The sequence below is a fragment of the Cohnella algarum genome, assembly GCF_016937515.1.
GTDB classification, from domain to species: Bacteria; Bacillota; Bacilli; order Paenibacillales; family Paenibacillaceae; genus Cohnella; species Cohnella algarum.
In genome coordinates, this window is the sequence record NZ_JAFHKM010000002.1 from 5,628,112 (window position 1) to 5,651,735 (window position 23,624).

The window sequence follows — 23,624 nt, forward strand, 5'->3', positions numbered from 1 at the left end:
CTACCCGATTATCTCTGATGGTTCCAAACGACGTGGCCCCATTTCAGCTCGTTGCGGAACTGGCGCGTGTTCGTGTTTTTGTCGATGACGACGGCCTCGATTCCGAACAAATCGGCGAGATCCAGCATCTGCTCGGTCGACAGCGTTTGGGAGTACACCGTATGGTGGGCGCCCCCCGCCAAAATCCACGCTTCCACGCCGGTTTCCAGCGATGGCTCGACCTTCCATAGAACGCGGGCTACCGGAAGCTTCGGCATTTCCTTCTCGACCTCGACGCCGACGACCTCGTTGACGATCATCCGGAAACGGCTGCCCAAATCGATGACGGAGACGTTGATCGCGTCGCCGGCCTGACCGTCGAACACGAGGCGGGCCGGGTCGGCTTTGCCGCCGATGCCGAGCGGATGAACCTCGATGCGCGGCCTGGATTTGGCGAGCGTCGGGCAAACTTCGAGCATGTGGGAGCCGAGCACCATTTCATTGCCGGGCTCCAGATGATACGTATAATCCTCCATAAAGGCCGTGCGGACGTTGCCGGACGCGATTTTAAGCAAACGCGTCAGCGCGGCCGTCTTCCAGTCGCCCTCGCCCGCAAACCCGTAGCCCTGCTCCATCAACCGCTGCGCCGCCAGTCCCGGCAACTGCTCCAGCCCGTGCAAATCTTCGAACGTCGTCGTGAACGCCGTGAACCCGCCATCCTCCAAAAATCGCTTAATGGCGATTTCCAGCTTTGCCTGATAGGCGATCGCGTCGCGAACGGGACCGGCCGCGCGTCCTTCGGGCACGATTTCGTAGCGCTCCTCGTACTCGCTCATCAGCTTGCCGACTTCTTCGTCCGTCACAGCATCGACCAAGGCCACGAGATCGCCGACGCCATGCGTATTGACCGACCAGCCGAATTTGATTTCCGCCTCGACCTTGTCGCCTTCGGTAACGGCTACCTGCCGCATGTTGTCCCCGAAGCGAACCACTTTCAGCGTGCGGCTTTCATTGTAGGCGACCGCGATGCGCGTCCATGCGCCGATTCGGGAGCGTACCGTTTGATCCTGCCAAAAGCCGACGACGATTTTGCGGGAAATGCCGAGACGCGCTCCGATGAAGCCGTATTCCCTGTCGCCGTGGGCGGCCTGGTTCGTATTCATAAAATCCATGTCGATCGAATCCCACGGAATATCGCGATTGTACTGCGTATGCAGGTGAAGCAGCGGCTTGCGCAGCTCGGTCAAGCCTCCGATCCACATTTTGGCCGGGGAAAACGTGTGCATCCACGTGATGATGCCCGCGCAGGTTTCATCGGCGTTCGCCGCCATGCAAAGCTTGCGGATTTCCTCCGGCGTCGTGACGACAGGCCTGAATTCGATCGGATAAGGAATTCCGGCGTCCGCGTTCAAACTTTCCGCAATCTCCCTGGAATGCGCATTGACTTCGTCGAGCGTTTCGGGCCCGTAAAGATGCTGGCTTCCGGTCACGAACCAAAATACATACGGTTTCACTTGTACCATCATGCACCCTCCTGGAAAGAGAACGTTTTTAACTTGTACGTACATCCTTTCAACCTCAAGTTTACTCCCAATCTTTCGATTATTCAAGACATGTTTTCGTTTTCATTATGTGAAAAATTGCAGCTGCTTTCATTTCTTTCGTTCGACTTGTACTTACAACAAAAGCCTCGCGGCCGCTGTTTTTCGCCGGCTTAGCGTACGGGGGATGGAAAAAACAAAGGCCCCGCCTCCGCCGCGGGCGGAAACGGGGCCGAACTGAATCCAAACTTAAAACGGCGGCAAGTTGTCCAGGTTGTTGTCTTCGCGCCCGTCCGGATCCGAACGCAGATGCTCGTCGCCGTCGCGTCCTTTGAACACGTTGACGTTGGCGATCAAGCCTTCCTTGGCCATTTGCTGGGCTTGCTTGTAATCGACGACTTGTCCGGAGGACAGCTGAAGCTGAACGATATCTCCGTCGCCGTTTTTGCGGACGGCGACGACTTGCTGAGCGTTTCCTTCCATTTTGCAAACACCTCCCGATGGAGATAGCTTGCGTAAGCGATGGAAGGATTATGCATCCGCAAGCCGTTCGTTCACGGCTGCGGCCGGCCGCTCAGCCGGAAGGCGAACTCGTACGTACGATTGGCGAATAGCGTATATTCCGGCTGCGTGCGGGAGCCCCAGCTGTCGTCGCCGCCGACGCCCATTTGCTTGTACTGCACCCGAACGACGGTCTTCTCCGGCTCCGGCAGCAAATGGAAATGATCGTACGCTTCGAGCTCGATCGGCGCGTACGGGCTCGCGTTCCATTCGAACGTCGGCAAGCCCTCGATTCGCAGTCCGAATCCGGTTTCGTCCGTAACAGAAGCGTGCCGCACGTCCGTCTTGTTGCCGTGTTCCTGCGGCCGAAGGTAGGGAACGACCTGTCCGGACACCGTTCCCGAATACAGACCGAGCTTCGCGCCGGCGCGGCGGTCCCAATAGTTTTCGTGCGGTCCCCGGCCATACCAGCTCAAGCGGTCGAACGCCGTTTCCATCTCCCACATGATGCCGATTTCCGGAATTTCCGGCAGCCCTTCGCCGGGTTCGAGCTTCATCCGGATTTCCAGCGTTCCGGCGCCGTTCATCGCATACGCGATCGTACAGTACGAAACGGGGTTCGTAGGCAGTTCGTAGCGCACGGTTATGGTATAGCTGCCGCCTCCGGCCGGGCCGCCTTCGAATGCAAGCAATCGGCGTTCCGCGCCCGCTTCCCGCCAAACCGCGCTGCGCTCGTGCAGCTTGCTTCCCCTGTCGTTGTCCGTCATCGCGCGCCAAAAATTCGGAGCGAGCTCCGACCGCAGCAATTCTCGCCCGTCCACCCGGTACGAGACCAGATTGCCGCTTGCACGGTCAAACGTCGCCGCGATGCGGCCGTTCGACAGCGTCAGCTTGCCGTCCTTCTCGGCAGCTTGGGGAGGGTTTCCTTCCGCGGCGGCCGAGCTTCCGAACGCAGCTCCGTCGCGAGCCGGCAGAACGAATTGCCCGAACGCAACCTCGTGCCCCGCGTTTGCCCATGACGTGTCCCGGTTCAGGCAGGCGCTTATGGTCAACGCGTATTCGGCCGAAGCGCCGGTCGCCATTTCGCAGGCTGCCGCCAAATCGAGCTCCGCCGTTTCGCCGGGTTTGGCGGCGGCCGAAAACGAGCCGTCCGCGATCTTTTCTCCGTTTGCCGTTACGGTCCAGACGAATTCGAATTCCGCCAGATCGGTGAACAGGTACCCGTTCGCGGCTTCGAACCGGCCGGTCCGCAAATCCGCCGCCCGAAAACGAATCGATTGATAGCAGGCTTGTACTTCAAGCAGCTTGGGCGATACGGACCGGTCCGCGAAAACGAGCCCGTTCCCGCAAAAATTCCCGTCGTGCGGAGATTCCCCGAAATCGCCGCCATAAGCGAAATACGGCCGTCCCTCCGCATCCTTCGTCCGAATCGCCTGATCGACCCAATCCCAAATGAAGCCGCCCTGAAGGATCGGATATTTTTCGAACAGGTCGGTGTACAAATGAAGCCCGCCGCTGGAATTGCCCATCGCATGGCTGTATTCGCATAAAATGAACGGCTTTTTGTCCGGCCGCGGTTCCAGCGCATAGGCTTCGACCGCCTGCGGGCGGGTGTACATCTGGCTTTCGATGTCGGAAGCGGCTTCCGACTTCCGGCAGTGAAACACGCCTTCGTAATGGACGATTCGGGACGAATCCCTTTCGCGAAGAAAGTCGTGCATCCGGATAAAATTGTCCCCGCCCCACGATTCGTTGCCCAGCGACCAAATCACGACGGACGGGTGGTTTTTGTCCCGTTGAAACATCGAATTGCAGCGGTCGAGCACGTTGGCCGTCCATTCGGGCTTGCTCGCCGGGACGGTATCGCCTTCGTCCTCCGCTTTTTGCCCGTAGCGCCAGCTGCCGTGGGTCTCGAGATTCGTTTCGTCGATGACGTAAAGCCCATACTCGTCGCACAATTCGTACCAGCGCGTATCGTTCGGATAGTGGGAAGTCCGCACCGCGTTGATGTTATGCGACTTCATCAGCCGAATATCCGTCAGCATGTCTTCCGGCGAAGGAACACGGCCCGCGTCGCAGGAAAATTCGTGGCGGTTCACGCCTTTGAACAAAACCCGCTGCCCGTTGATCTTCATCAAACCGTCCTTGATTTCAAAGCGTCGGAATCCGATTTTGCAGCTCGCCAGCTGCAGCGTCGCTCCCGAGTCATCCTTCAATTCGAGCACGAGCGTGTACAAATTCGGCTTCTCCGCGCTCCATTGCAGCGGGCTTTTCACCTTTGCGGAGCCGAATGTTGTCGCGGTGCCGTTCCCGTTATCAAAAGCCTTCGTCTCGTCAAGCGAGGCTTCAAGCTTCAGCGGCTCGGCCCACACGGGCTCCCGGCCGGCGTACAGCTGCGCTTCGACGGTCGCCGTTCCGCTCCGGCCGAAATAATTCGCCAGCGCCACGTTCAGCTTCAGCAGCCCGTCCCGATAATCGTCGTCCAAAGCGCCTTCCGCGAAAAAGTCATAGATGTGAACAGGCGGCGCGGTATACAGATAAACGTCGCGGAAAATGCCGCTCAGCCGCCAAAAATCCTGATCCTCCAGCCAGCTCGCGTCGCACCACCGGTACACTTCCACCGCCAGCTTGTTTTCTCCGCGAACAAGGTAAGGCGTCAAGTCGAATTCTGCCGGAGTGAACGTGTCTTCGCTGTATCCGACCAGCTCCCCGTTTACCCAAACGTAAAATGCCGATTCGACGCCCTGAAAGCTGATGAAAACCGGCTGATGGTCCCACGCTTCCGGAACCGTGAACGTCCGCACGTACGAGCCGACCGGATTGTATTTCGTCGGCGCTTGCGGCGGAAGCAGCTCCTCCCGATGAACCCACGGGTACGTAATGTTCGTGTACTGCGGGTAATCGTAGCCATGAAGCTGCCAATGGGACGGCACGGGAATATCCGCCCAGTCCCCGTGATCGAAGTCCCGTTCGTAAAAATTCGCGATGCGGGCGTCCGGATTTTCCGCCCAGGCGAATTTCCACGTGCCGTTCAGGGACAAGCGGCCGGTCGTCTCGTCCCGTCTGCCCGACAGCGCCGCCTCCAGCGAATCGTATGATGCGAACGCGGCATGGGCGGCCAGCCGGTTCAGTTGAAAAATTTCCGGATTCCGGTTCCACTCGGGGTATCCGTTCGCCGGCGGCGAATAGACGAATTTCGACGGTGCGCCTTTAACACTGGGCATTTTATCGTTTCCTCTCCTTGTTCCCTTGGTTGTCGCTACCCGAGCGGACGGACGGCGTACGTCTGGCCGGGGGCCGCTTCGAACATGACCTTCGTGCCGTTCGAAGCTTTCGTTTCAACCGGCCGCCCGTTGACGGATTCGATGACGACCGGCATGGCGGCGTCGATCGTGTACGTGCCGCCGGCCGGCGATACCAGCTTCGCCTCCGAAAGCTTTCCCTGCTCCCACCGGATGGCGATTTCCGCCCCTCCTCTGGCGCGGAGTCCCCGGACGAAGCCTTCCGGCCATGCGTCCGGAAGCGACGGCAGCAAGCGGATGCAGCCGCCGTGGGACTGCAGCAGCATTTCGGCAATGCCCGCCGTAGCGGCGAAGTTGCCGTCGATTTGGAACGGCGGATGCGCGTCGAACAAATTCGGGTAGACGCCGCCGCCCTGGCTGCGCTCGTCGTTCTCGCGAACAAGGGTAAGCAAATTCGACAGCAGCCGGCGGGACCGGTTGCCGTCGCCGAACCGCGCCCAAAGGCCGATTTTCCAGCCGAGGCTCCAGCCCGTTCCGCCGTCGCCGCGGCGTTCGAGCGAGCGTCGGGCCGCGGCGAACAGCTCGGGCTCCGCTTCCCCGGTCAGCTGCCGGCCGGGATAGACGCCGAACAAATGGGAGACGTGACGGTGATGCACGTCCTCGTCCTCGAAGTCGCGCGACCACTCCTGAAGCTGCCCGTGCTTTCCGATCTGCAGCGGGAGCAGGCGCTCCCGGGCGGCAAGCAGCTCGCGGAGGAACGCTTCGTCTTCCCCGAGCGCCTCGGAAGCTTCGATGCAGTTGGTGAACAAGTCCCAAAGCAGCGACAAATCCATCGTTGCCGCGGGACTAAGGCTGGCCAGCTCGCCCGAAGGAGCGACGAATCGGTGCTCCGGCGAAGTCGACGGGGACGTGATCAAATGGCCGTTGCCGTCTTCGATCAGCCAATCGAGACCGAACAGCGCCGCTTCCTTCATGATCGGGTATGCCCGGTCGCGCAGCCACTCCTTGTCGCCACCGAAAGCGTAATGCTCCCAAAGATGCTGGCAAAGCCAGGCTCCCGCCATCGGCCAGAACGCCCACGAAGGGTCGCCGTGCCCGAAAGCGCCGACCGGCGCCGACTGGCACCAGATGTCGGTATTGTGGTGCGCCGCCCAGCCCCGCGCGCCGTAATTGACGCGGGCCGTTTCCGCCCCGTTCGCCGCGAGATTGCCGATCAGGTCGAGCAGCGGTTCGTGGCATTCGGCGAGATTGCACGTTTCGGCCGGCCAATAATTCATCTCGGCGTTGATGTTCAGCGTCCAGTTGCTGCTCCAGGGGGCGCGGGTGTGCTCGTTCCAGATTCCCTGCAGGTTGGCCGGAAGCGTGCCCGGCCGGGAGCTGGCGATCATCAGGTAGCGCCCGTACTGGAATATCAGCTCCGCAAGCCCCGGATCCGCCAGGCCGTCTCCGTACCGCTCGACGCGCTTGTCGGTCGCGAGGCTTTCCGGATCGGCAAGCGCGTCCGTCTCCTTCGGCGCTCCGAGCCGAAGCTCCACCCGGTCGAACAGCGACCGGTAGTCCTCGATATGCGCGCTGCGCAGCGCTTCGTAGGATTTGCCCAGGGCGGCGTCCAGCCAGGCCGATGCTTTCGCGTCCGGGTCGACGCCTTCCCGTCCGGGGGAGCGGTCGAACCCGTTGTAGCTGGTCGCCGCGCTGAAAATCAACGTGGCGCCCGACGCGTTCCGAACGCGCAAGCCGTCCGGATCGGCACTGAAGTCGCCGTCGTCGAGCGCGGCCGCCAAATAACCGGCAAAGCGCATGCCGTCGGTCGCGCCGGGCTCCCCGTATGCGAACGACCGGTCGCTGTGGTAATAGTTCGGGTCCGCGTTTTCCGGCGCCTGGCCGCGCAGGACAAGCCGCGTTCCTTCCGCCCGGACGTACGACCGCAGCGGGCTGTCCAGCTTGGCCGTAAAGTTCAGCGTTCCCGGGTGCTTTGCCGTCAGACGAACTACGAGCACCTGGTCCGGGCAGGAAGCGAACGCCTCCCGGACGTACTCCGCCTCTCCGACCCGGTATTCCGTCCGCGCGATCGCCTCGCCGATATCGAGGCTGCGCTTGTACGGATGCCCCACGTTCCCATGTTCGAAGTGAAGCGTCAAATTGCCGAGCGGCAAATAACTTTGCGCATACGGCCCCAGCATTTCCTTTCGGCACAGCGCGTCCGCTTCCTCGTATTTCTCCTCCGCGAGCAGACGCCGGATTTCCGGCAGCGCTTCGCGGGCGCGCGGGTTGTTGCCGGCCTTCGGGCTTCCCGACCAGAGCGTATCCTCGTTCAGTTGAAGACGCTCGCTTTCCACGCCTCCGAACACCATCGCGCCCAGCCGGCCGTTGCCGATCGGCAGCGCCTCGGTCCAAACCTTTGCCGGCGAAAAGTAGTGCAAGTTCAAGCGAAAACGCCCCTTTCTCAAACCGTCTCGATAATCATGACGCCTCTGCCGGGTACCGCAACGTTGCCTTGCGCGGCCTGGCCGGACAGCAGATCCGTCCCGCTTCGGCCGCCCAGATCGACCGCCGATGCCTCCGGGTTATGGTTCAAGAGGAACAAATACGATTTCTCGCCTTTGACGCGCAGCGTCGCCTCGACGCCGGCGGGCGCCTTCACCAGCGGCTCGATGCCTTTTTCCGCGCACAGGTTGGACAAAAAGTCTTTCATGAACCGCTCGTCCGGGCTCGTCGCCACGTACCAGGCCTGCCCATTGCCGAAGCGGTTGACGGTCAGCGCCGGCATGCCTTTGTAGAAATCGTCGCCGTATTCAGCCAGCACCTCGGCGCCTTCCGAATGGATCAGATCGCACAGCAGGCCGCATTCGTACGTTCCGTTCAGCGCGCCGCGCTCCCCTTTCATGACGACCTGATTGACGGTGCCCGGGAACAGGGCGTCGATTTCTTCCGCCCAGATGCCGAGCACTTTGCGCAGTTCGCCCGGGTAGCCGCCGAGCGTCACCAGATCGTTCTCGTTGACGATGCCGCTGAAGAACGTCGTCACGAACGTTCCGCCCGCCTCGACGAACGCTTCGATTTTCGCGGCATAGCCGGTTTTCACCATGTACAGCACCGGAGCGATGACGATATCGTAGCCGCTCAGGTCGGTTTCGACCCCGATCATGTCGGCCGGGATGCCGAGCTTGTACAGCGCGTCGTAATATTTGTGCGCTTCGTCCACGTACTTCAGGGCGACGGTCGGCCCGCTCGTCAGCTCGGTCGCCCACCGGTTTTCCCAATCGTACACGATCGCGACCTTCGCCGCGACGCGGGAATCGAGCAGCTTGTCTCCGAGCTGCTGCAGTTCGCGGCCCAGCTCCGCGCATTCGCGGAAGACGCGCGTATGCTCGTGGCCCACGTGCTCGATCACCGCTCCGTGGTATTTCTCGCACGCCCCGATCGAGCGGCGGAGCTGGAAGAACATGACCGTATCGGCGCCCCGGGCCACCGCCTGATAGCTCCACAGCCGCATGACGCCCGGGCGCTTGAGCGCGTTGTACGCCTGCCAGTTTTGCTGGCTCGGCGTTTGCTCCATCAGCATGAACGGCTGCCCGTGCTTCAGGCCGCGCATCAAATCGTGCGTCATCGCGGTAAAGCTGGGCGGCGTGTCGAGCGCGGGATAGTTGTCCCAGGACACGACATCCATGTATTTCGCCCACTCGAAATAGTTCAGTTCCGGATAAAAGCCCATCAGGTTCGTCGTTACCGGAACGTCGGGCGTGTATTTTTTGATCTCTTCGTATTCGATTCGATAGCATTCGAGCAGCGCGTCCGATTGGAAACGGCGATAGTCGAGCGAAATGCCCTGGAAATTGGTCCGGTTGCCGTTCCATTCCTCGCTGAGCGCGTTGGGGGCGACGATTTCGTCCCAATCGTAAAACGTATGGCCCCAGAACCGCGTATTCCACGCCTTGTTCAGCTTGTCGAGCGTGCCGTACCGCTTTTGCAGCCAGACGCGGAATTGGGCTTCGCACAGATCGCAATAGCAGTAGCCGCCGTACTCGTTCGACACGTGCCAGATCAGCAGCGCGGGATGATCCTTGTACCGGCGGGCCAGCTCGCCGGCGATCAGGCGCGAGTAGTGACGGTAAACCGGACTGCTCGGACACGAGTTGTGGCGGCCGCCGAATTTGCGTTTCCGGCCGTTATAGTCGACGCGCAGCACCTCGGGATATTTTTTGGCCATCCATGCCGGATGCGCGCCGGTACTCGTCGCCAGGCATACGCCCACTCCGTTGGCGTGCAGCCGCTCGATCGTTTCGTCCAGCCATTCGAAATGGTAAACGTCCTCGCTCGGCTGATTCAAGGCCCACGAAAAAACGTTGATCGTCGCGACGTCGATGCCCGCCAGTTTGAACATGCGATCGTCCTCGGCCCATGTATCCGCTTCCCACTGTTCCGGATTATAGTCTCCCCCGTACCAGATTTTCGGCAATTTATCGTTGATCATCGTCGGCACTCCTTTTGGCATATAAAGATATCCCTATTTTAAGGCATGGCCGAGTACGGTAAAATATAATCATCTGTTAAGGCGATATAAGAAAATTACAACATCGTGAGGTGCCGCGCATGCGCAGATTCGCGTTCACTCCCGGCGGGGAACAAACGCTGCCGTTATTCGTGGAAACGATCGGAATCGTCATCGAGAGGAAAATGGTGCGGACCGAGGGGTATCCGTTTTTTCATTGGCTGCAGACGACTCGCGGCGAGGGATCGTTCACCGTCAACGGGTCAACGTTCGCCTTGCCCGTAAACAGCGGAGTGCTGCTGTATGCCGGCACTCCGCATCAATACGAAGCCAGCACGGAATTGTGGGAGACCGCTTATTTGACGTTCGGCGGGCCAAGCGTTGCCGAAATGCTGCATACGCTGAAGCTGCAGGAGGGCGTTCCGGTCCGCTGGGACGCGGACGCGCCGTTGACCGGCCTGCTTCGGGACATGCTCGACCGCCTGGAGACGGAGCCGGACTTGTTCGGCCTGAACGCTTCCGCCGACGCCTACCGTTTCCTCATCGCTTTGCGCCACTACGGCCGTTTCGACAACCGGACCGACATCGCGCACGGCTCCGAACGGCTGCGTCCGCTGCTGGAATGGCTGGAGCTTCACTATGCCGACGCGGAGATCGGGCTCGCGGAAATGTCCGGAGCGCTGGACGTTCCCGTCAGCACGCTGAATTTGTGGTTTCATCATACGTTCGGCCTTTCGCCGTACGCCTATCTCGTTCAGCTCCGGCTGCGCAAGGCGAAGGAGCTGCTGATCGGCGCAAGCGGCGTTACCGTGAAGGAGATCGCCGAGCGCGTCGGGTTCCGGGACGCGAGCCATTTCGTGGCGACGTTTCGCCGCAAGACGGGACTGCCGCCCCGGCAGTTTCGGAGGTTGTACGAATAGCGGAGAAGGCCGTCCACGATCCCCGGCGTCCGTTGCACAGGCGGAGTCATCGGCTCCGGTTACGGTCTAGACGATTGGCTCTTATCGATCGCATAGTGGCGAAGCGGCGTCCCGAGCGCCGCGACGCCCAGAACGATCATCAGCCCGGCCATCGCCGCATACGAATATGGAACGCCTATGCCGGAAGCGGCTAGCCCTCCGAGCAGCGCGCCGAAAGGAGAGCCTCCGTATGCGATCATTCTGCCGCCCGCGTGCACCCTCCCTTGCAGCTCGTCGGGCGTCAGCTGCTGACGCAGCGTAATTCCATTGACGATAATCAACGTGCTGCTCATTTGCCACAGCAGATAGGACACGGAGACGGCAGCCAGATGGCCTCCCAACGCAACCCCGAATAAAGACAATCCGCTTGCCGCGAGTCCCGCGATCGTAATCGCGCCCGGCTTGAAGCGGCTGCGAAGCGCAGGCAGGCTCAAGCTGGCGAACAGCGCTCCGATCGCCCCGCAGGCAAACAAGAGGCTCATCTGCGGAGCGTCGTCCGCAAAGCCGAGAACCTCGGCGCCCAGCACCACGATCAGCCCGGAGGCGGCTCCCCCACGAAGCTGTTGCCGAATCCGACCAGCGTCAGACTGCGAATCAAGGGCTGGGACCAAATGTAGGACAAGCCGATCGCGATATCCTCCCGAAGCCGGCGCAAGGGGGGCGCCGGACGTTCGGCTCCTGCCGCGGGCTTGGCTCCCGCCGGCTGCCGGACGCTCTGAAACGGACCTTTGATCGAATGAACCAAACCCGCAGCCGTCAAATAACAACAGGCCGTTGCCGCGATCGCCCATTCGGCTCCGAAGGACGAGATGAGAATGCCGGCCGCGACCGGGCTTGCGATCCGGATGACAGCGTCCGCGGCAATCAGCGCGCTGTTGGCGGCGACCAGCCGCTCGCGGCCGACCAGCTGCAGCAGGGCGCCGTGGCTGGCCGAATCGAAACCGACGAATGCCGTCGAGGCCGCCAAAGCGACGGCGAGCAGGTGAAGCGCCGATACTTCGCCCAAAACCGCGGCGGCAAGCGGAACGCTTGCGAGCGCGGCGGCGCTGAACAAATCGCATCCGATCATGATTCGCTTCCGGTTGCCTCTGTCCGCCAGCGCTCCCGCCAACAGTCCGAAAAGCAAATAGGGCAGGCTCGTCATGACCGAGGCAAGCGAGGTGTAAATCGGAGATAACGTTTTTTCGTAAATGGCGTAAGGCATCGCCACGACCGAAATGCCCGAGCCGAAATAGCTCAGAATGCTAAGCAGATAATACTTTCGGAAACCGCGGATGTTCCATAACCCGACGACCTGGCTCACGATTTATCCGCTCCCCGCATTTTAACCGCCGTTTTGCGAAGCAAATACAGAAAGAAAGGCGCCCCTATCAACGTCGTGACGGCTCCGGCCGGCAGGCTCGTCACGTGATGTTCCAGGCCCGGAAGCGTAAGCTTCAACGACACGCTCTGGCTTGCCCAGTCGGCGGCAACCAGCAGCAAGGCGGAAAACAAGCCGCTCACCGGAAAATGAAAGAGAGGATTGCGGCCGACGAGCAGCGCCGCGATATGCGGTCCGATCAGTCCGATAAATCCGATGGCGCCGACGACGGAAACCGAAGCGGCAGTGAGGGAAGCCGCGATAAGCAGCAACAGCAGCCGAGTGCGGTTGACGCGAAGCCCGAGACCCGTCGCGATCGAATCCCCCAGCTGCAGCAGCGCCGACCTGCGGGCAAGCGACATGGCCAGCAGAACGAGCGCCAAGCCCCACGGCCAAATGAGATTCCAGTGCGGCCATGAGCGTCCGTTTAAAGACCCGAAATTCCATAACAAAATGGTCGCAAGCCCCTCTTGATTGCGAAGCAGCAGAAGAGAAGTAACCGATTGAAGCACAGACGTCGCAACGGCTCCGGTCAGCGCAAGCCGCGCGGCGTCGTTGCCACCCCGGCGGCTCAAGAAATAGATCGCTCCCGATGCCAGCGTCCCGCCGAACAGGGCGGCGAACGGAAGCGGAACATTCGCCGCAGGCGCATACAGCGTCCAAAGCACGGCGAACAGCACCGCCCCGGAGGTGGCGCCGATCAAGCCCGGCTCGGCCAAAGGGTTTCGCAAAATCGTCTGTAAAATCGCCCCCGCCATTCCGAGCATAAAACCGGCGGCTATCGCGACGAGCAGGCGGGGCAGGCGCAAATTCCAGACAATGTGCCGCTGCCCCGGGTCGTCGGACAGATCGGCCAGCGCCTTGACCACCTCTTCTATGGAAAAAGCCGTGCGCCCGAAAGCGATATGCAGCACCGAAATTCCCACGAGAAGAAGCAGCAGCGTTATCGTCGTCCATCGGACCCTGCCCGGGACGGAACCGGCGACCGCCTTAAGTCCCTTAACCATACGTCCCGCTCCTTCCCCGTCTCAGCAATAACAGCAAAAAAACGGTCCCGCCGACGAGCGTGGTCCATATGCCGACCGGAATTTCCAGCGGAGACAGCAGCAGGCGGGCGATCTGATCGGCAACAGTGAGCATCGCCGCGCCGCATAAAGCGGAAACGGGCAGCACGAAGCGCGCGTCTAGCGAACGAAGCGCCAGTCGCGTCAGATGCGGGGCCAGCAAGGAAACGTAGCCGATCGGCCCGCATTGCGCAACGGTAATGGCGACAAGCGCCGCGCAAACGGCCAGAATGAGAAGCCGGGTCCGTTCGACCTTCATGCCTAGTCCCGAAGCCGTCTCGTCGCCGAGCTGAAGAAGATTGACGGCTCGCGCGAACAGCATCGCCACGGGAAGCGCGACGAAGAACCAGGGCAGCATGCGGTCGACATGCTCCCATGTCCGGTGAGCCAGCGACCCGAGCAAGTACGAGTAGAGCAGATTGACGTCGTTGCTCGTCCCCATGGCGATCAGAACGATAAGCAACCCGTTCAAAATCGCCGTTACCGACATTCCGACGAGCAGCATCCCGACCGCTCCCTTGCTTCCTTTTGCCGAGAGCGCGACGACGGCGCCCCCGGCGAGGCCGCCAGCCAAAGCGACCAGCGGGTGCAAGTGAAAAGAAACGGGCAGATGCAGCACCGTCATCGCCGCCGTCGCCAACGAGGCTCCCGCCGAAATGCCCAGCAGCTCGGGCCCCGCGAGCCGATTGTTCATCGCGCCCTGCATCAGCGTCCCCGCCGCCGCGAGCATCGCCCCCACCAGCAAGCCGAGCAGAAATCGGGGAAGACGGATTTCCCATACAACCGTACGCTCAAGCTCGCTGCCGCCGTTTGCAAGCAAAACGCCGGCGAGTCCTTTCCAGGTCAGGTCTGGCGTTCCCTGCTTTACCCCGATCAAAAATACCGCGCCCAGCAAACCGAGCATAACGAAAACCGGAAGAAGAAATCTTCTTCCGGCACCGGCAGCCGCGGGCAATGGAGAATTCCGCATGAAAAGGTCCTCCTAGTAGAGGTCCGGATACAGAATCGCCAGGGATTCGTCGAGCATGACGCCCAATGAACGCGTTCCTCTTCCGTCTCCCCAAATCGGGGAACGCACCTCGTGCACCTGCCCGTTTTGAACCGCCTTCAGTTTGCTCCAGATCGGGGATGCCGCAAGCTGCTCCGACACCGGCTTCGTCCCCGGACTATAGGAATAGCTTTCGACGAAAATAACGTCCGGATTTTCCTCCAGCAGCCTTTCCAGCGAATACGGAACGCTCCCTTCGCCGTAAGGATCGTCGGCCGGGTTCTCGACCTTCCAGGGATAGTCCGAATCCTTCATGACGGTCCCGCCCAGCCCGCTTTCCGTTACGATCGAGAAATTGACGTCGGAACCGTACAAAATCAGCGCCTTCTTGTCCTTGGGGCCTTCGCTTTCGCGTCGGCCAGCTTGTCGAGAAACCGCTGTTTGGCCGTTTCGGCTTCCGCCGTTTTGCCCGTCACTCGACCGATGGTTTCCAGAAACGCAATGGAATCGTTATAATGCCGAGGGCTCGACAGGAAAAGGGGAGCCACGTCCTTCAGCCCTTCCCTTAACGGCTCGTGGACGCCTTTCAGACCGATGACCAAATCGGGTTCCATCGTTACCAGATCCTCAAGGCTGGGCTCGAAGAAACTGCCCCCGATCGAAGGGAACGTTTCCCCCTTGCTTCCGAAAAATTCGGGCGAAGCCGCGATCACGCGCACTCCGCTTTCCCCGATCGCGACCGGTTCCATTCCCAATTCGGCCAGAACGTCCACGCAAAGCGATACGACGCAAGCGACTTTCTCGACGGGCCGGTCGAAAACGAGCGTTTCCCCCGTGCCATCCTCCACGGTGACCGGTTCGAATTCCGAAGCCGGAGATTCCGCCGCGGACGATTCCGGCGAAGCCGCAGCAGACGATTCCGATGGCGCCGCCGCCTCTCCCTCCTTGATCCCGCTTCCGGCGCAAGCCGTCAAAAGCAACGGCAGCAGCAGCAGTGCCGGCAACAGCCATTTTTTTACGTTAATCCTCATGTTATGTAGCCCCTTTATTTAATGTAATTATTACGATTTGACGACAATCAAAAAAACGGCCTTGCATCCCCCGCAGGTCGGATTATTTGTCTGGCGTCGATCGGACAAAATCCGACATGGCAGACCAAGGGGAATTGTAATGTTTACGATTAGAAATGTCAATCCTATTTTTCGGAGATTGTTGTTCGTCTGTGATAATGTCACCCTGTAACTGTTCTGAGATAATGTCACTATGGGACAGGAGACATTAACATTGACCAGAGCAGAACTGAAAAAGGTACTTGTCGTGGAGAAGATTTTAGACGGACACATGACTAATGTGGAAGGAGCAGCGACACTCGGACTAACAGTGCGACAAATGATTCGGCTGAAGAAAAAGTATGTGGAAGAGGGAGGAGCGCAGGCACTGGTGCACCGCAATCGCGGAAAAAAGCCGAAGCACGCCTTGTCCGAGGAAGTTAAACAGCAGGTCGTTGAGTTGTACAACACAAAATACTATGGTAGCAACAACTGCCATTTTGCGGAGCTTTTGGAGGAACATGAAGCATTGAAATTGAGTCCTTCCAGTGTAAGACGTATTTTGCTTTCTGAAGGAATCAAACAAGCCAAGCAGCGCAGACGTAGCAAAGCTCATCAACCACGTCAGCGCAAGCCGCAAGCCGGAATGCTGTGGCAGATCGACGCGACGCCATTTGCTTGGCTGGAGGACCGGGGTCCTGCCTTTGCCCTCCATGCAGCCATCGACGATGCCACAGGCACGGTTGTCGGCGCCATATTCCGGCTCAACGAATGCCGCGAAGGATACTCGCTCGTCATGCAGCAAGGCATTCAGAAATACGGCGTACCGCTCGGCCTGTACAGCGACCGACACACCATCTTTCGCTCTCCTAATGAAAAGCTGACCGTAGAGCAGGAACTGGCTGGTGAAACGAAGCCGCTCTCTCACTTTGGCAAGGCGATGGCCGAACTTCACATTGAGCATATCAAGGCCATTACGCCGCAGGCTAAGGGCCGTGTAGAAAGGCTTTGGCAGACGTTCCAAGATCGCCTGGTCATCGAACTCAGGCTGCTCGGCGCAAAGACGATTGAGGAGGCCAATGCGGCGTTGCCCATGCTGTTGGAGAAGCACAATCGCAAATTTGCTGTTCAGCCCAAAAAAGTAGAATCGGCGTATATGAAGCTGGATCCATCCGTCAATTTGAATCATGTGTTCACGATTCGCGAGTACCGAAAGTTAGGACACGGAAACACACTCTCTTATTACGGGAAAGTGTATACCTTCGCCAAGCCCTGTGATTTCCGTTTCGAAGCCAGAACAACGGTAGAGGTGCGTAAAACGCTCTCTGGAGAAGTGCTCGTTTGGCACAATGGCCAGGCGATTCCGCTGAAAGAGACGGAAAAGCCGGTACGCAAACCGATGTCCAAAACAAAAAAGGCGGAGCCTGCGCAGTCACGCAAACCCGCCGCCAACCACCCTTGGAGGTTGGCATGGAACTGTAGACAACAACAGGATAACACAAAAACGACAGCCGTCCAAGTCACTTGAACGGGCGGCTGCCCAAATTAGCAAAGTGACATTTTTACAGACGAGTTATGGTGACATTTTTACAGCATATTGACATCCTATTTTTCGGAGATCCGGCCGCCTGATCGAAAAAAAGGCGCGCGGCTTCCGCATGATCGCTTCGTACCGCGCGCCCTATCTTCTACCAAACCCATTCCGGTCAGCGGGTCGTTTCTCTCCCGCCCGACAGAAAACGTTCGACCTCGCTCAGCTTCGGAAGCCCTTCCCAATCGCCGCGATACTGCGTCGCCAAAGCGCCCATCAGATTGGCCCGGGCAAGGGCGGCCTTCAGGTTCCGCTCGTCGTCGCTGGAATCGAGGTTCAGCCACGACGACAAAAAGCCCGCCGCGAAAGCGTCGCCCGCGCCGACCGTATCGATCACGCGGCTGACCGCATGCGGCGCGACCCGCGCGGCGGCGAGCGGCGTAAAGCCGATCGACCCGCGTTCGCCCAGCTTGAGCACGACCACCTTCGCGCCCAGCCCGATAAAGTGCGCGCCGTACGCCTCCTCGGTCATTTCGCCCGCCAAAAACTCGGCCTCCTCGAGGCCGGGAAGAAAGATGTCGCAGAGCGGGATGAGCGACAGCAGCGCGGCGCGCGCCTCTTCCTCGCTCCACAGCTTGCGCCGCAAATTGGGATCGAACGAAATCGTCAGCCCCATCTTGCGGGCTTCGATCATCGCGGCGCGCACCGCGTTCGCCGTTTCCGGCCCAAGCGCCGGCGTAATGCCCGTGACGTGCAGGTGGCGCGCGTTTTCGAACCAGCGGGACTCCACATGGTCCGGCGTCAGGCGGCTGACCGCGGACCCTTTGCGGTAATAATATACGTTCGGATCGCCGTAGCCTTTGAATTCCTTGAAGTAGACGGACGTCGGATACGCCGGATCGCGCTCGGCCAGCGACACGTCGACGCCTTCTCCCGCGAGCGTCGAGACGATAAGATCGCCGAACGGGTCGGCCCCGAGCCGGCTGATCCAGCGCACGTTAAGTCCCAGGCGCGACAGCCCGATGGCGACGTTCGATTCCGCGCCGGCGATCGAGCGCGTGAACAAGGGAGCGTAAGCGAGCGGGCCTTCGCTCATCGGCTGAAGCAGCACCATGCTTTCGCCGATCGTGACAACGTCCGCCGGTTGAAGTCCCTTCATCGTCACTTCGCTCCCTTGACCTCGGCGACGAACGATTGCGCCAGCTTCGTCAGTTCCTCGAACTTGCCTTCCGCGACGAGCTGCTTGTTAACCAGGTTGCCGCCCAGTCCGACCCCGACGGCGCCCGTTTCCAGCACGCTGCGAATATTTTGCAGGTTGACGCCGCCGGTCGCGATCATCGGGATGTGGTCCAGCGGCGCGCGGATTTCCTTCAAGTAATTGACGCCGAGCGAGCCGAGCGGAAACACTTTGACGGCGGATGCGCCCGCCTTGTAAGCGCGCACGATTTCCGACGGGGTCATCGTTCCCGGCCAAACATCGACGCCCTGCTCCACGCCGTAATAAACGACTTCCTCGTCCAGGTTCGGGGAAATGATATACTCCGCGCCGGCCGCGACCGCTTCCTTCGCCTGTCCGATATCGAGCACCGTGCCCGCGCCGATCCGCATGCGCCCCTCATATTGCTCGCGGAACCGCGAGATCATGCCGATCGCCCCTTCGGTGTTCAGCGTAACCTCGAGAAAGACGATGCCGCCGTCGGCCAGCGCCTTCGCCGTCGCGTCGCCGTCCTTTGCGGAAATGCCGCGAATGATGGCGACGATCTTTTCCTCCGATAAAGCCTGCAACAATTTGGATGACATAAGAGCTCCTTTCGGCCAAGCCTTAAGGTTACAGCTCGACCATCGCTTTAATGACTTTGGATTCGGGCTTCAGCCAATGTTCGAATTGCCCGATCATGTCCGCAAACGGCGCCCGGTGCGTGATGTAGCGCTCCGCGCTCGCGCCTCCGGATTTAACCGCTTCCACGACAGCGTCGAAATCTTCGGACGTCGCGTTTCGGCTGCCCATCAGCGTCAATTCCCGCTTGTGGAACTCCGGATCGGAAAACGCAATATCGGCTTTGACCAGTCCTACGAATACCAGTTTACCACCATGCGCCGCCCATTGAAAAGAATTCGTCATCGACCGGGCGTTTCCGGTCGCGTCAAACACGACCGTCGGCATATCGCCGCCCGTCCATTCCCGCAGCTTGTCGCCGGGCGCGTCGAGCGCGTTGACGAGATGATCGGCCTTCGCCCAGTCGCCGGCGAACGCCAGCCGCTCCTCGTTTACGTCCATCGCGATCACGTTGGCTCCGCGAGACTTGGCGAACGCCATGACGCCGAGCCCGATCGGCCCGCCGCCGACGACGAGCGCCGTTTCGCCCGCTTCGAGCGCGGACCTGCGCACGGCGTGCGCTCCGATTGCCAGCGGCTCCAGCACGGCGGCCTGATCGAGCGTTAGCCCGTTCGCGCGGATCAGATGCGTGACCGGAAGCGCCACGCGCTCCCGCATGCCCCCGTCGATATGCACCCCGAGCACCTTCATGTCGACGCAGCAATTCGGCCGCCCTCGCCGGCAGGCAATGCAGGCGCCGCAGTGCATGTACGGGATGACGCTCACCTGATCGCCGGGCACAAGCCCTTTGTCGTTTTTCCCGATTTCCTCCACGATCCCCGCCAGCTCATGGCCGAGAATGCGCGGATAGGAAAAAAACGGCTGATTGCCTTTGTAAGCATGCATATCCGTGCCGCAAATGCCGACCCGGCGGATGCGGACGATCGCTTCGCCCTCGCCTCGCACAGGTTCCGGCAAGTCGATCCGTTCCAGACGATCCGGCCGTTCGCAAACGATGCCTTTCATGTTCATCCCCCCGCTCACGTCCTGATGTTCCGATTGTATTCGGGCCTTCCGCTCGGCCACGTCTGATCCGCGACCGGCTTCAACATATCCAGCACTTCCCCCAGCAGCTCCTCGTCCGGCGGCTCGTCCGTCCATCTGGCGTTGTTGCGGATGTTCGCCGGATTCGCCGTGCTGACGAGCGTCGTCGGAACGCGTTCGTTCGCCGTCGAAAACTGCACCGCAAGCTTCGCGATGTCCGCGCCCTTCTCCGCGCAAAACTCCGCCGCGCGCCGGCAAACCGCCTTCAGCTCGGGCGAGGCCGGGTGCCATTCCGGCGTCCCCCGCGCGCTCAGCAGCCCCATGGACAGCGGCGAGGCGTTGACGAGTCCGATTCCGCGCTCCTCCAGCAGCGGAAGCAGGCCCAGCAGCGTCGTGTCGTTCATCGAGTAATGGCAGTAAGAGAGAACGACATCCATTTCGGCCTGCGGAACGATCGTCTCGAACAGCTCGATCGGCAAGCCGCTAATGCCGTAATAACGGATTTTTCCCTGTTCCTTGAGCTTCGCGAGCGCCGGCAGCGCCTCCTGCAGAATGACAGCCTGCGGAACGAACTCGATATCGTGCAAAAACATCAGATCCACGTAGTCCGTATTCAGCCGCCGAAGGCTCTCCTCCAGGCTGCTCGCGATGCGCTCCCCGGAAAAATCGAACGCATCGGCGCCGTAGCGCCCCGCCTTCGTCGAGAGCAGAAACCGGTCGCGCGGGAGCTCCTTTATCGCTTTTCCAAGCACCGTTTCGGCTTTCGTCAGGCCGTAGTATGGCGAAACGTCGATATAATTGATCCCTTCCTCGAGCGCGGCGAACACCGTCCTGATCGCTTCGGCTTCGCTCGTCTCGCGAAACACGGAGCCGAGCGACGAAGCGCCGAAAGACAGCGCGGATACATCCAGTCCGGTGCGGCCCAACTTGCGGTATTTCATTCGGTTCAGCCTCCCGTATCCAGTTTGTAAAATGCCGCGGCGTTGCCGCCGAACAGCTTCGCCCGCTGGCGCTCGCCCCATTCCCCGGGCAGCGCGCGGACGAGCACTTCCATGACCTCGTCGTATTCGGCCGCCAGCAGACACACCGGCCAATCGCTCCCGAACATGACCCGGTTCTCGCCGAAGCAATCAATGGCATGGCGAATATAAGGCACGAATTGCTCCGGCTTCCAGGCGCGGTGCTCCGCCTCCGTCACCATCCCCGACAGCTTGCAGTACAAGTTCGGAAAAGAGGCCAGCCTGCGCATTTGCCCCGCCCAGGGCTCCATCGCCCCCGCCGCGATGTTCGGCTTGGCGATATGATCGACGACGCCGCGAAGCCCCGGCACCTTCTCGATGAGCCGAATGACCGGTTCCAGCTGCCCGGAGACAAGCAGCAGATCGACCGGCACGTCCCGCTTTTCGAAAGTCTTCAGCCGCTCGACGAACGCCGGCTCCAGAATGCGGCCCGCGTCCGGCATGTCCTGGATCATGATCCGGAAGCCGACGAATTTGGGATGACGGGCGAACCGATCGTAATGCACGAAGCATCGATCATCCGCCAGATCGAGCCAGCCGACGACGCCGAGGATGGAGTCGCTTCCGTCCGCCAGCGACAATAGATAATCCGTCTCCGCTAGCGTCGGCGCGGCTTGAACGAGAATCGTCCCGTCCAGCCCGTGCTTCCGCAGCGAAGGAAGCAAATTACCGGGCAGAAAATCCCGGTACAGCAGGGGGATGTCCGGCGTAATCCAGCCATAGTCGCCCCGATCGATTTTCCAATAGTGCTGATGCGCGTCGATTCGCAACGTTTCCTTCCCCTTCCCGGGCGCAAGCCGCCCTCGATTCGTTGGCCTATCCAATCGCTTGACGTGTTGATGTAAACGCTATACCTTTACTTTACCAGCAATTTTAAACAAAAAAAGAACCGATTCTTGCAAAAATGTACTGTTTTTTGATACCGTCTAGCTATACGATCCTGATCAGAAAGGACGACCGCCGATGAAGCCGTTGCGCAAGCGTTTCGACGCCTCGCCGGCATTCCCTTTTTCCTTCGTCTACCGGGATACGAAAACCGAACAAAGCGAGCTTCCGGATCATTTGCACGATTGGTACGAGCTCGTATACGTGCATAGCGGAAAGGGCTCTTTTTTTATCGACCGGGAAATTTACGATATGGGGGCGGGGGATTTGTTCGCCATTCCGGGCAACACCATTCATCGGGCTTTTCCGGACCGCGCGGACCCCGTCACGTCGACCGCCGTTTTCTTCGGCGCGGCCGCCCTGCAGCAGCCTTCGCTCGGAGAATCGTTCTCTTATTTGCGGTGCTTCGAATTATGCCGGAAAAACAAAAGCTTCAAGCTGGTTTTGCCGCAGCGTTTTCTGCAGACGGTCGAGCCGGCGCTTGCGAGCATCCATGACGAGCTGAACGCCAGGGAACCCGGGTACCGCCATGCCGTCATGCTTCATCTGCAGTCGCTTTTGCTCGGCATCGACCGCGCCGTCGGCCGGGATCCGGGCGCGCCCGAGCCGCTGCCGACGGTCGGTCCCGCCTGGCTGAAGGACGCGCTGCTGCACATCGACCGGCGCTTCGCCGAGCCGATCGGCCTGGCCGAGCTGGCCGAGCGCGCCGCCGTCAGCCCGGCCCATTTCAGCCGCTTGTTCAAGCGCCTCGTCGGCATGAACGTCACCGAATTTATCGCGACCAAACGGATCATCCGCGCGATGGACTTGCTGGCCGACGGCGAGCTGGGCATATCCGTCGTCGCCGAAAGCTGCGGCTTCGAAAGCATGCCGCATTTTCACCGGACGTTCAAACGGATCGCCGGCATGACGCCGGCGGCCTACCGCAAAAATCGCTCCGGGTAACCGAATTGCGTCCGATACCCGCGCCCGCCCGCGGCATAGAGGGGCCGAAACGATCGCTGGCGAACGTATAGTGGATTTTATCCAATAAAAATCGGCTTTTTCCGTGGGCCGTGCTGCTTACGTTGGATTTCTTCCAACCGAATGCAGCCTTTTTTGCGTAAATGTTTCGAAGATCCCTTCCTCTGTGGATAAAATCCACTCTAGCAAGCCTTTTTCCCGGTTTCCGCTTCGCCGGATGGACGAAATCCAGCGAAGGCGGGGGAGCCTTACCTAGTCAGGAGCCGGTTTCCAGACCAATAGGCAAGCCCGCCGGCAAAAGACTCGGTTTGCCGGCGGGCTTGCCTTTTTAACTGTCAAGTTGTTAGCCTATGCGTTCGCCGCTGCCGAAGCATCGGCCGCGCCGGCGGAATCCTCGCCGGAAGCCGGCGGGGCATCCGTCCCCTACGGCTGTCCCGGACCGCCGCCGCCTCCCATGCCGCCGCCGAAGGCTCCGAGCCGGATCGAGGAAGCCTCCTGCGTCCCCTCGGCGAGCCAAATCGTCAGCACGTCGCCTTCTTTCAGGTCGGCCAGCGCCGCGTCCGTCGTCGTCATCTCGTTGTTTTCGAACGACGTTTGCCGAATGACGGTCGCATCGGTAACGGTGATGTCGACGGTTTCCTCCGTGAACATCTCGTCCATGCTCACCCCGCCCGGCGGCCTGCCGCTCCCGCCGTCTCCCGGCTGCGCGCTGCCATCGCCGCCCGGCGACGGCGCAGCCCCATTCGACGTCTCCGCGTCCCCGCTCGGGGGCCGCGCCGCGCCGTCCTGCCCTTCGCTGCCGCCGCTACGCATTCCGCCGCGGCCGCCTCCCGTTTGCGACGGATCGATTTGCGACTTGTATACGGTGATCGTATTGCCGCTGACGCTTTTGATTTTGCCGATCAGATCCGCCGCATTCCCGTTCTCGTCGGTCATCCCGAAGCCGCCCCCGGGTCCCCCCTGCCGGGCTTGTCCGCCACCGTCCGCCGTCTGCGCTTGTTCCGTCTGGGCGGCGGCGCCCGCCGCCGCGGATTCGCCGGCCGCGCCGGACTCGTCCGACCCGCAGCCCGCGAGCATGGCCATCGCCAGAAGCCCGCCCAGAAGCAAATGCCATTTTTTCATCCGGATCATCCCTCCCGCTTTTCGCTATTCGAAAGTTACCACGGGAAAATGAACGGAGCGTGAACGGAATCT

The 23,624-nt window shown here is 60.6% G+C and carries 20 protein-coding genes; 3 read left to right on the forward strand and 17 right to left on the reverse strand.

What is annotated here, in order from left to right; translation table 11 throughout:
• Positions 1–8: 8 nt before the first annotated feature.
• The 5 genes from araA to JW799_RS25590 form a co-directional block, all read right to left on the reverse strand.
• The gene (gene araA, locus JW799_RS25570; protein ID WP_080838186.1) at positions 9–1,502 is read right to left on the reverse strand and encodes an L-arabinose isomerase; all 1,494 of its coding nucleotides are present in this window, start codon (positions 1,500–1,502) and stop codon (positions 9–11) included.
• Between the two features lie 267 nt (positions 1,503–1,769).
• Positions 1,770–2,003, reverse strand: a complete 234-nt coding sequence (locus JW799_RS25575; protein WP_080838183.1) for a DUF3892 domain-containing protein — start codon at positions 2,001–2,003, stop codon at positions 1,770–1,772.
• Positions 2,004–2,074: 71 nt separating this feature from the next.
• The gene (gene lacZ, locus JW799_RS25580) at positions 2,075–5,245 is read right to left on the reverse strand and encodes a beta-galactosidase, LacZ type (protein WP_205432300.1); all 3,171 of its coding nucleotides are present in this window, start codon (positions 5,243–5,245) and stop codon (positions 2,075–2,077) included.
• A gap of 35 nt (positions 5,246–5,280) precedes the next feature.
• Positions 5,281–7,689, reverse strand: coding sequence for a glycoside hydrolase family 95 protein (locus JW799_RS25585; protein WP_205432301.1), 2,409 nt, complete (start codon positions 7,687–7,689; stop codon positions 5,281–5,283).
• A 17-nt stretch (positions 7,690–7,706) separates the two neighbouring features.
• Positions 7,707–9,734: a beta-galactosidase gene (locus tag JW799_RS25590; protein ID WP_205432302.1), complete on the reverse strand. Its 2,028-nt coding sequence runs from the start codon at positions 9,732–9,734 to the stop codon at positions 7,707–7,709.
• 119 nt (positions 9,735–9,853) lie between these two features.
• Between JW799_RS25590 and JW799_RS25595 the strand changes: the two genes are divergently transcribed.
• Positions 9,854–10,672 (forward strand): helix-turn-helix domain-containing protein, encoded by an 819-nt coding sequence (locus JW799_RS25595; protein WP_205432303.1) that lies wholly within the window; start codon positions 9,854–9,856, stop codon positions 10,670–10,672.
• Positions 10,673–10,731: 59 nt separating this feature from the next.
• Here JW799_RS25595 and JW799_RS25600 read toward each other — a convergent pair whose 3' ends face one another.
• The 6 genes from JW799_RS25600 to JW799_RS29830 are packed head-to-tail and all read right to left on the reverse strand — an operon-like array spanning position 10,732 to position 15,154.
• The gene (locus tag JW799_RS25600; protein WP_205432306.1) at positions 10,732–11,238 is read right to left on the reverse strand and encodes an MFS transporter; all 507 of its coding nucleotides are present in this window, start codon (positions 11,236–11,238) and stop codon (positions 10,732–10,734) included.
• 5 nt (positions 11,239–11,243) lie between these two features.
• Complete coding sequence (locus tag JW799_RS25605) at positions 11,244–12,014, reverse strand: MFS transporter (RefSeq protein WP_205432307.1); 771 nt, start codon at positions 12,012–12,014, stop codon at positions 11,244–11,246.
• Positions 12,011–13,078, reverse strand: coding sequence for a FecCD family ABC transporter permease (locus JW799_RS25610; protein ID WP_205432308.1), 1,068 nt, complete (start codon positions 13,076–13,078; stop codon positions 12,011–12,013). Before JW799_RS25610 ends, JW799_RS25605 begins: the two co-directional genes overlap by 4 nt.
• Complete coding sequence (locus JW799_RS25615) at positions 13,071–14,105, reverse strand: FecCD family ABC transporter permease (RefSeq protein ID WP_205432310.1); 1,035 nt, start codon at positions 14,103–14,105, stop codon at positions 13,071–13,073. Before JW799_RS25615 ends, JW799_RS25610 begins: the two co-directional genes overlap by 8 nt.
• Before the next feature lie 12 nt (positions 14,106–14,117).
• A complete protein-coding gene (locus JW799_RS29825; protein WP_205432312.1) occupies positions 14,118–14,498 on the reverse strand; it encodes an ABC transporter substrate-binding protein in 381 nt (126 codons plus the stop codon).
• 2 nt (positions 14,499–14,500) lie between these two features.
• Positions 14,501–15,154: an ABC transporter substrate-binding protein gene (locus JW799_RS29830; protein ID WP_205432314.1), complete on the reverse strand. Its 654-nt coding sequence runs from the start codon at positions 15,152–15,154 to the stop codon at positions 14,501–14,503.
• 253 nt (positions 15,155–15,407) lie between these two features.
• On the opposite strand from JW799_RS29830, the gene JW799_RS25630 reads away from it, so the two are divergent.
• A complete protein-coding gene (locus JW799_RS25630; RefSeq protein ID WP_205428370.1) occupies positions 15,408–16,700 on the forward strand; it encodes an ISNCY family transposase in 1,293 nt (430 codons plus the stop codon).
• 178 nt (positions 16,701–16,878) lie between these two features.
• On the opposite strand, the gene JW799_RS25635 is transcribed toward JW799_RS25630, so the two are convergent.
• From JW799_RS25635 to JW799_RS25655, 5 genes are read right to left on the reverse strand one after another with little or no spacing between them, the layout of a single operon-like run.
• Entirely contained in the window at positions 16,879–17,862 is a 984-nt protein-coding gene (locus tag JW799_RS25635) for a sugar kinase (protein ID WP_080838164.1), read from the reverse strand.
• Between the two features lie 2 nt (positions 17,863–17,864).
• Positions 17,865–18,503, reverse strand: coding sequence for a bifunctional 4-hydroxy-2-oxoglutarate aldolase/2-dehydro-3-deoxy-phosphogluconate aldolase (locus JW799_RS25640; protein WP_080838162.1), 639 nt, complete (start codon positions 18,501–18,503; stop codon positions 17,865–17,867).
• Between the two features lie 28 nt (positions 18,504–18,531).
• The gene (locus JW799_RS25645) at positions 18,532–19,545 is read right to left on the reverse strand and encodes a zinc-binding alcohol dehydrogenase family protein (RefSeq protein WP_080838159.1); all 1,014 of its coding nucleotides are present in this window, start codon (positions 19,543–19,545) and stop codon (positions 18,532–18,534) included.
• A 14-nt stretch (positions 19,546–19,559) separates the two neighbouring features.
• Positions 19,560–20,504 (reverse strand): aldo/keto reductase, encoded by a 945-nt coding sequence (locus JW799_RS25650; RefSeq protein WP_080838156.1) that lies wholly within the window; start codon positions 20,502–20,504, stop codon positions 19,560–19,562.
• Positions 20,505–20,509: 5 nt separating this feature from the next.
• On the reverse strand, positions 20,510–21,352 hold the full coding sequence (locus JW799_RS25655) for an amidohydrolase family protein (protein WP_205432323.1): 843 nt from the start codon (positions 21,350–21,352) through the stop codon (positions 20,510–20,512).
• Positions 21,353–21,545: 193 nt separating this feature from the next.
• Here JW799_RS25655 and JW799_RS25660 point away from each other — a divergent pair, with 193 nt between their 5' ends.
• A complete protein-coding gene (locus JW799_RS25660) occupies positions 21,546–22,412 on the forward strand; it encodes an AraC family transcriptional regulator (RefSeq protein ID WP_205432325.1) in 867 nt (288 codons plus the stop codon).
• A 441-nt stretch (positions 22,413–22,853) separates the two neighbouring features.
• Here the strand turns inward: JW799_RS25660 and JW799_RS25665 are convergent, their stop codons facing one another.
• Positions 22,854–23,552: a hypothetical protein gene (locus JW799_RS25665; protein WP_205432327.1), complete on the reverse strand. Its 699-nt coding sequence runs from the start codon at positions 23,550–23,552 to the stop codon at positions 22,854–22,856.
• Positions 23,553–23,624 lie beyond the last annotated feature (72 nt).

Coding starts and splice junctions, on each gene's coding strand:
- araA (WP_080838186.1), bottom strand. CDS start 1,502: ATGGTACAAGTGAAACCGTATGTATTTTGGTTCGTGACCGGAAGCCAG.
- JW799_RS25575 (WP_080838183.1), bottom strand. CDS start 2,003: ATGGAAGGAAACGCTCAGCAAGTCGTCGCCGTCCGCAAAAACGGCGAC.
- lacZ (WP_205432300.1), bottom strand. CDS start 5,245: ATGCCCAGTGTTAAAGGCGCACCGTCGAAATTCGTCTATTCGCCGCCG.
- JW799_RS25590 (WP_205432302.1), bottom strand. CDS start 9,734: ATGATCAACGATAAATTGCCGAAAATCTGGTACGGGGGAGACTATAAT.
- JW799_RS25595 (WP_205432303.1), top strand. CDS start 9,854: ATGCGCAGATTCGCGTTCACTCCCGGCGGGGAACAAACGCTGCCGTTA.
- JW799_RS25610 (WP_205432308.1), bottom strand. CDS start 13,078: ATGGTTAAGGGACTTAAGGCGGTCGCCGGTTCCGTCCCGGGCAGGGTC.
- JW799_RS25615 (WP_205432310.1), bottom strand. CDS start 14,105: ATGCGGAATTCTCCATTGCCCGCGGCTGCCGGTGCCGGAAGAAGATTT.
- JW799_RS29830 (WP_205432314.1), bottom strand. CDS start 15,154: ATGAGGATTAACGTAAAAAAATGGCTGTTGCCGGCACTGCTGCTGCTG.
- JW799_RS25635 (WP_080838164.1), bottom strand. CDS start 17,862: ATGAAGGGACTTCAACCGGCGGACGTTGTCACGATCGGCGAAAGCATG.
- JW799_RS25640 (WP_080838162.1), bottom strand. CDS start 18,503: ATGTCATCCAAATTGTTGCAGGCTTTATCGGAGGAAAAGATCGTCGCC.
- JW799_RS25645 (WP_080838159.1), bottom strand. CDS start 19,545: ATGAAAGGCATCGTTTGCGAACGGCCGGATCGTCTGGAACGGATCGAC.
- JW799_RS25650 (WP_080838156.1), bottom strand. CDS start 20,504: ATGAAATACCGCAAGTTGGGCCGCACCGGACTGGATGTATCCGCGCTG.
- JW799_RS25660 (WP_205432325.1), top strand. CDS start 21,546: ATGAAGCCGTTGCGCAAGCGTTTCGACGCCTCGCCGGCATTCCCTTTT.
- JW799_RS25665 (WP_205432327.1), bottom strand. CDS start 23,552: ATGAAAAAATGGCATTTGCTTCTGGGCGGGCTTCTGGCGATGGCCATG.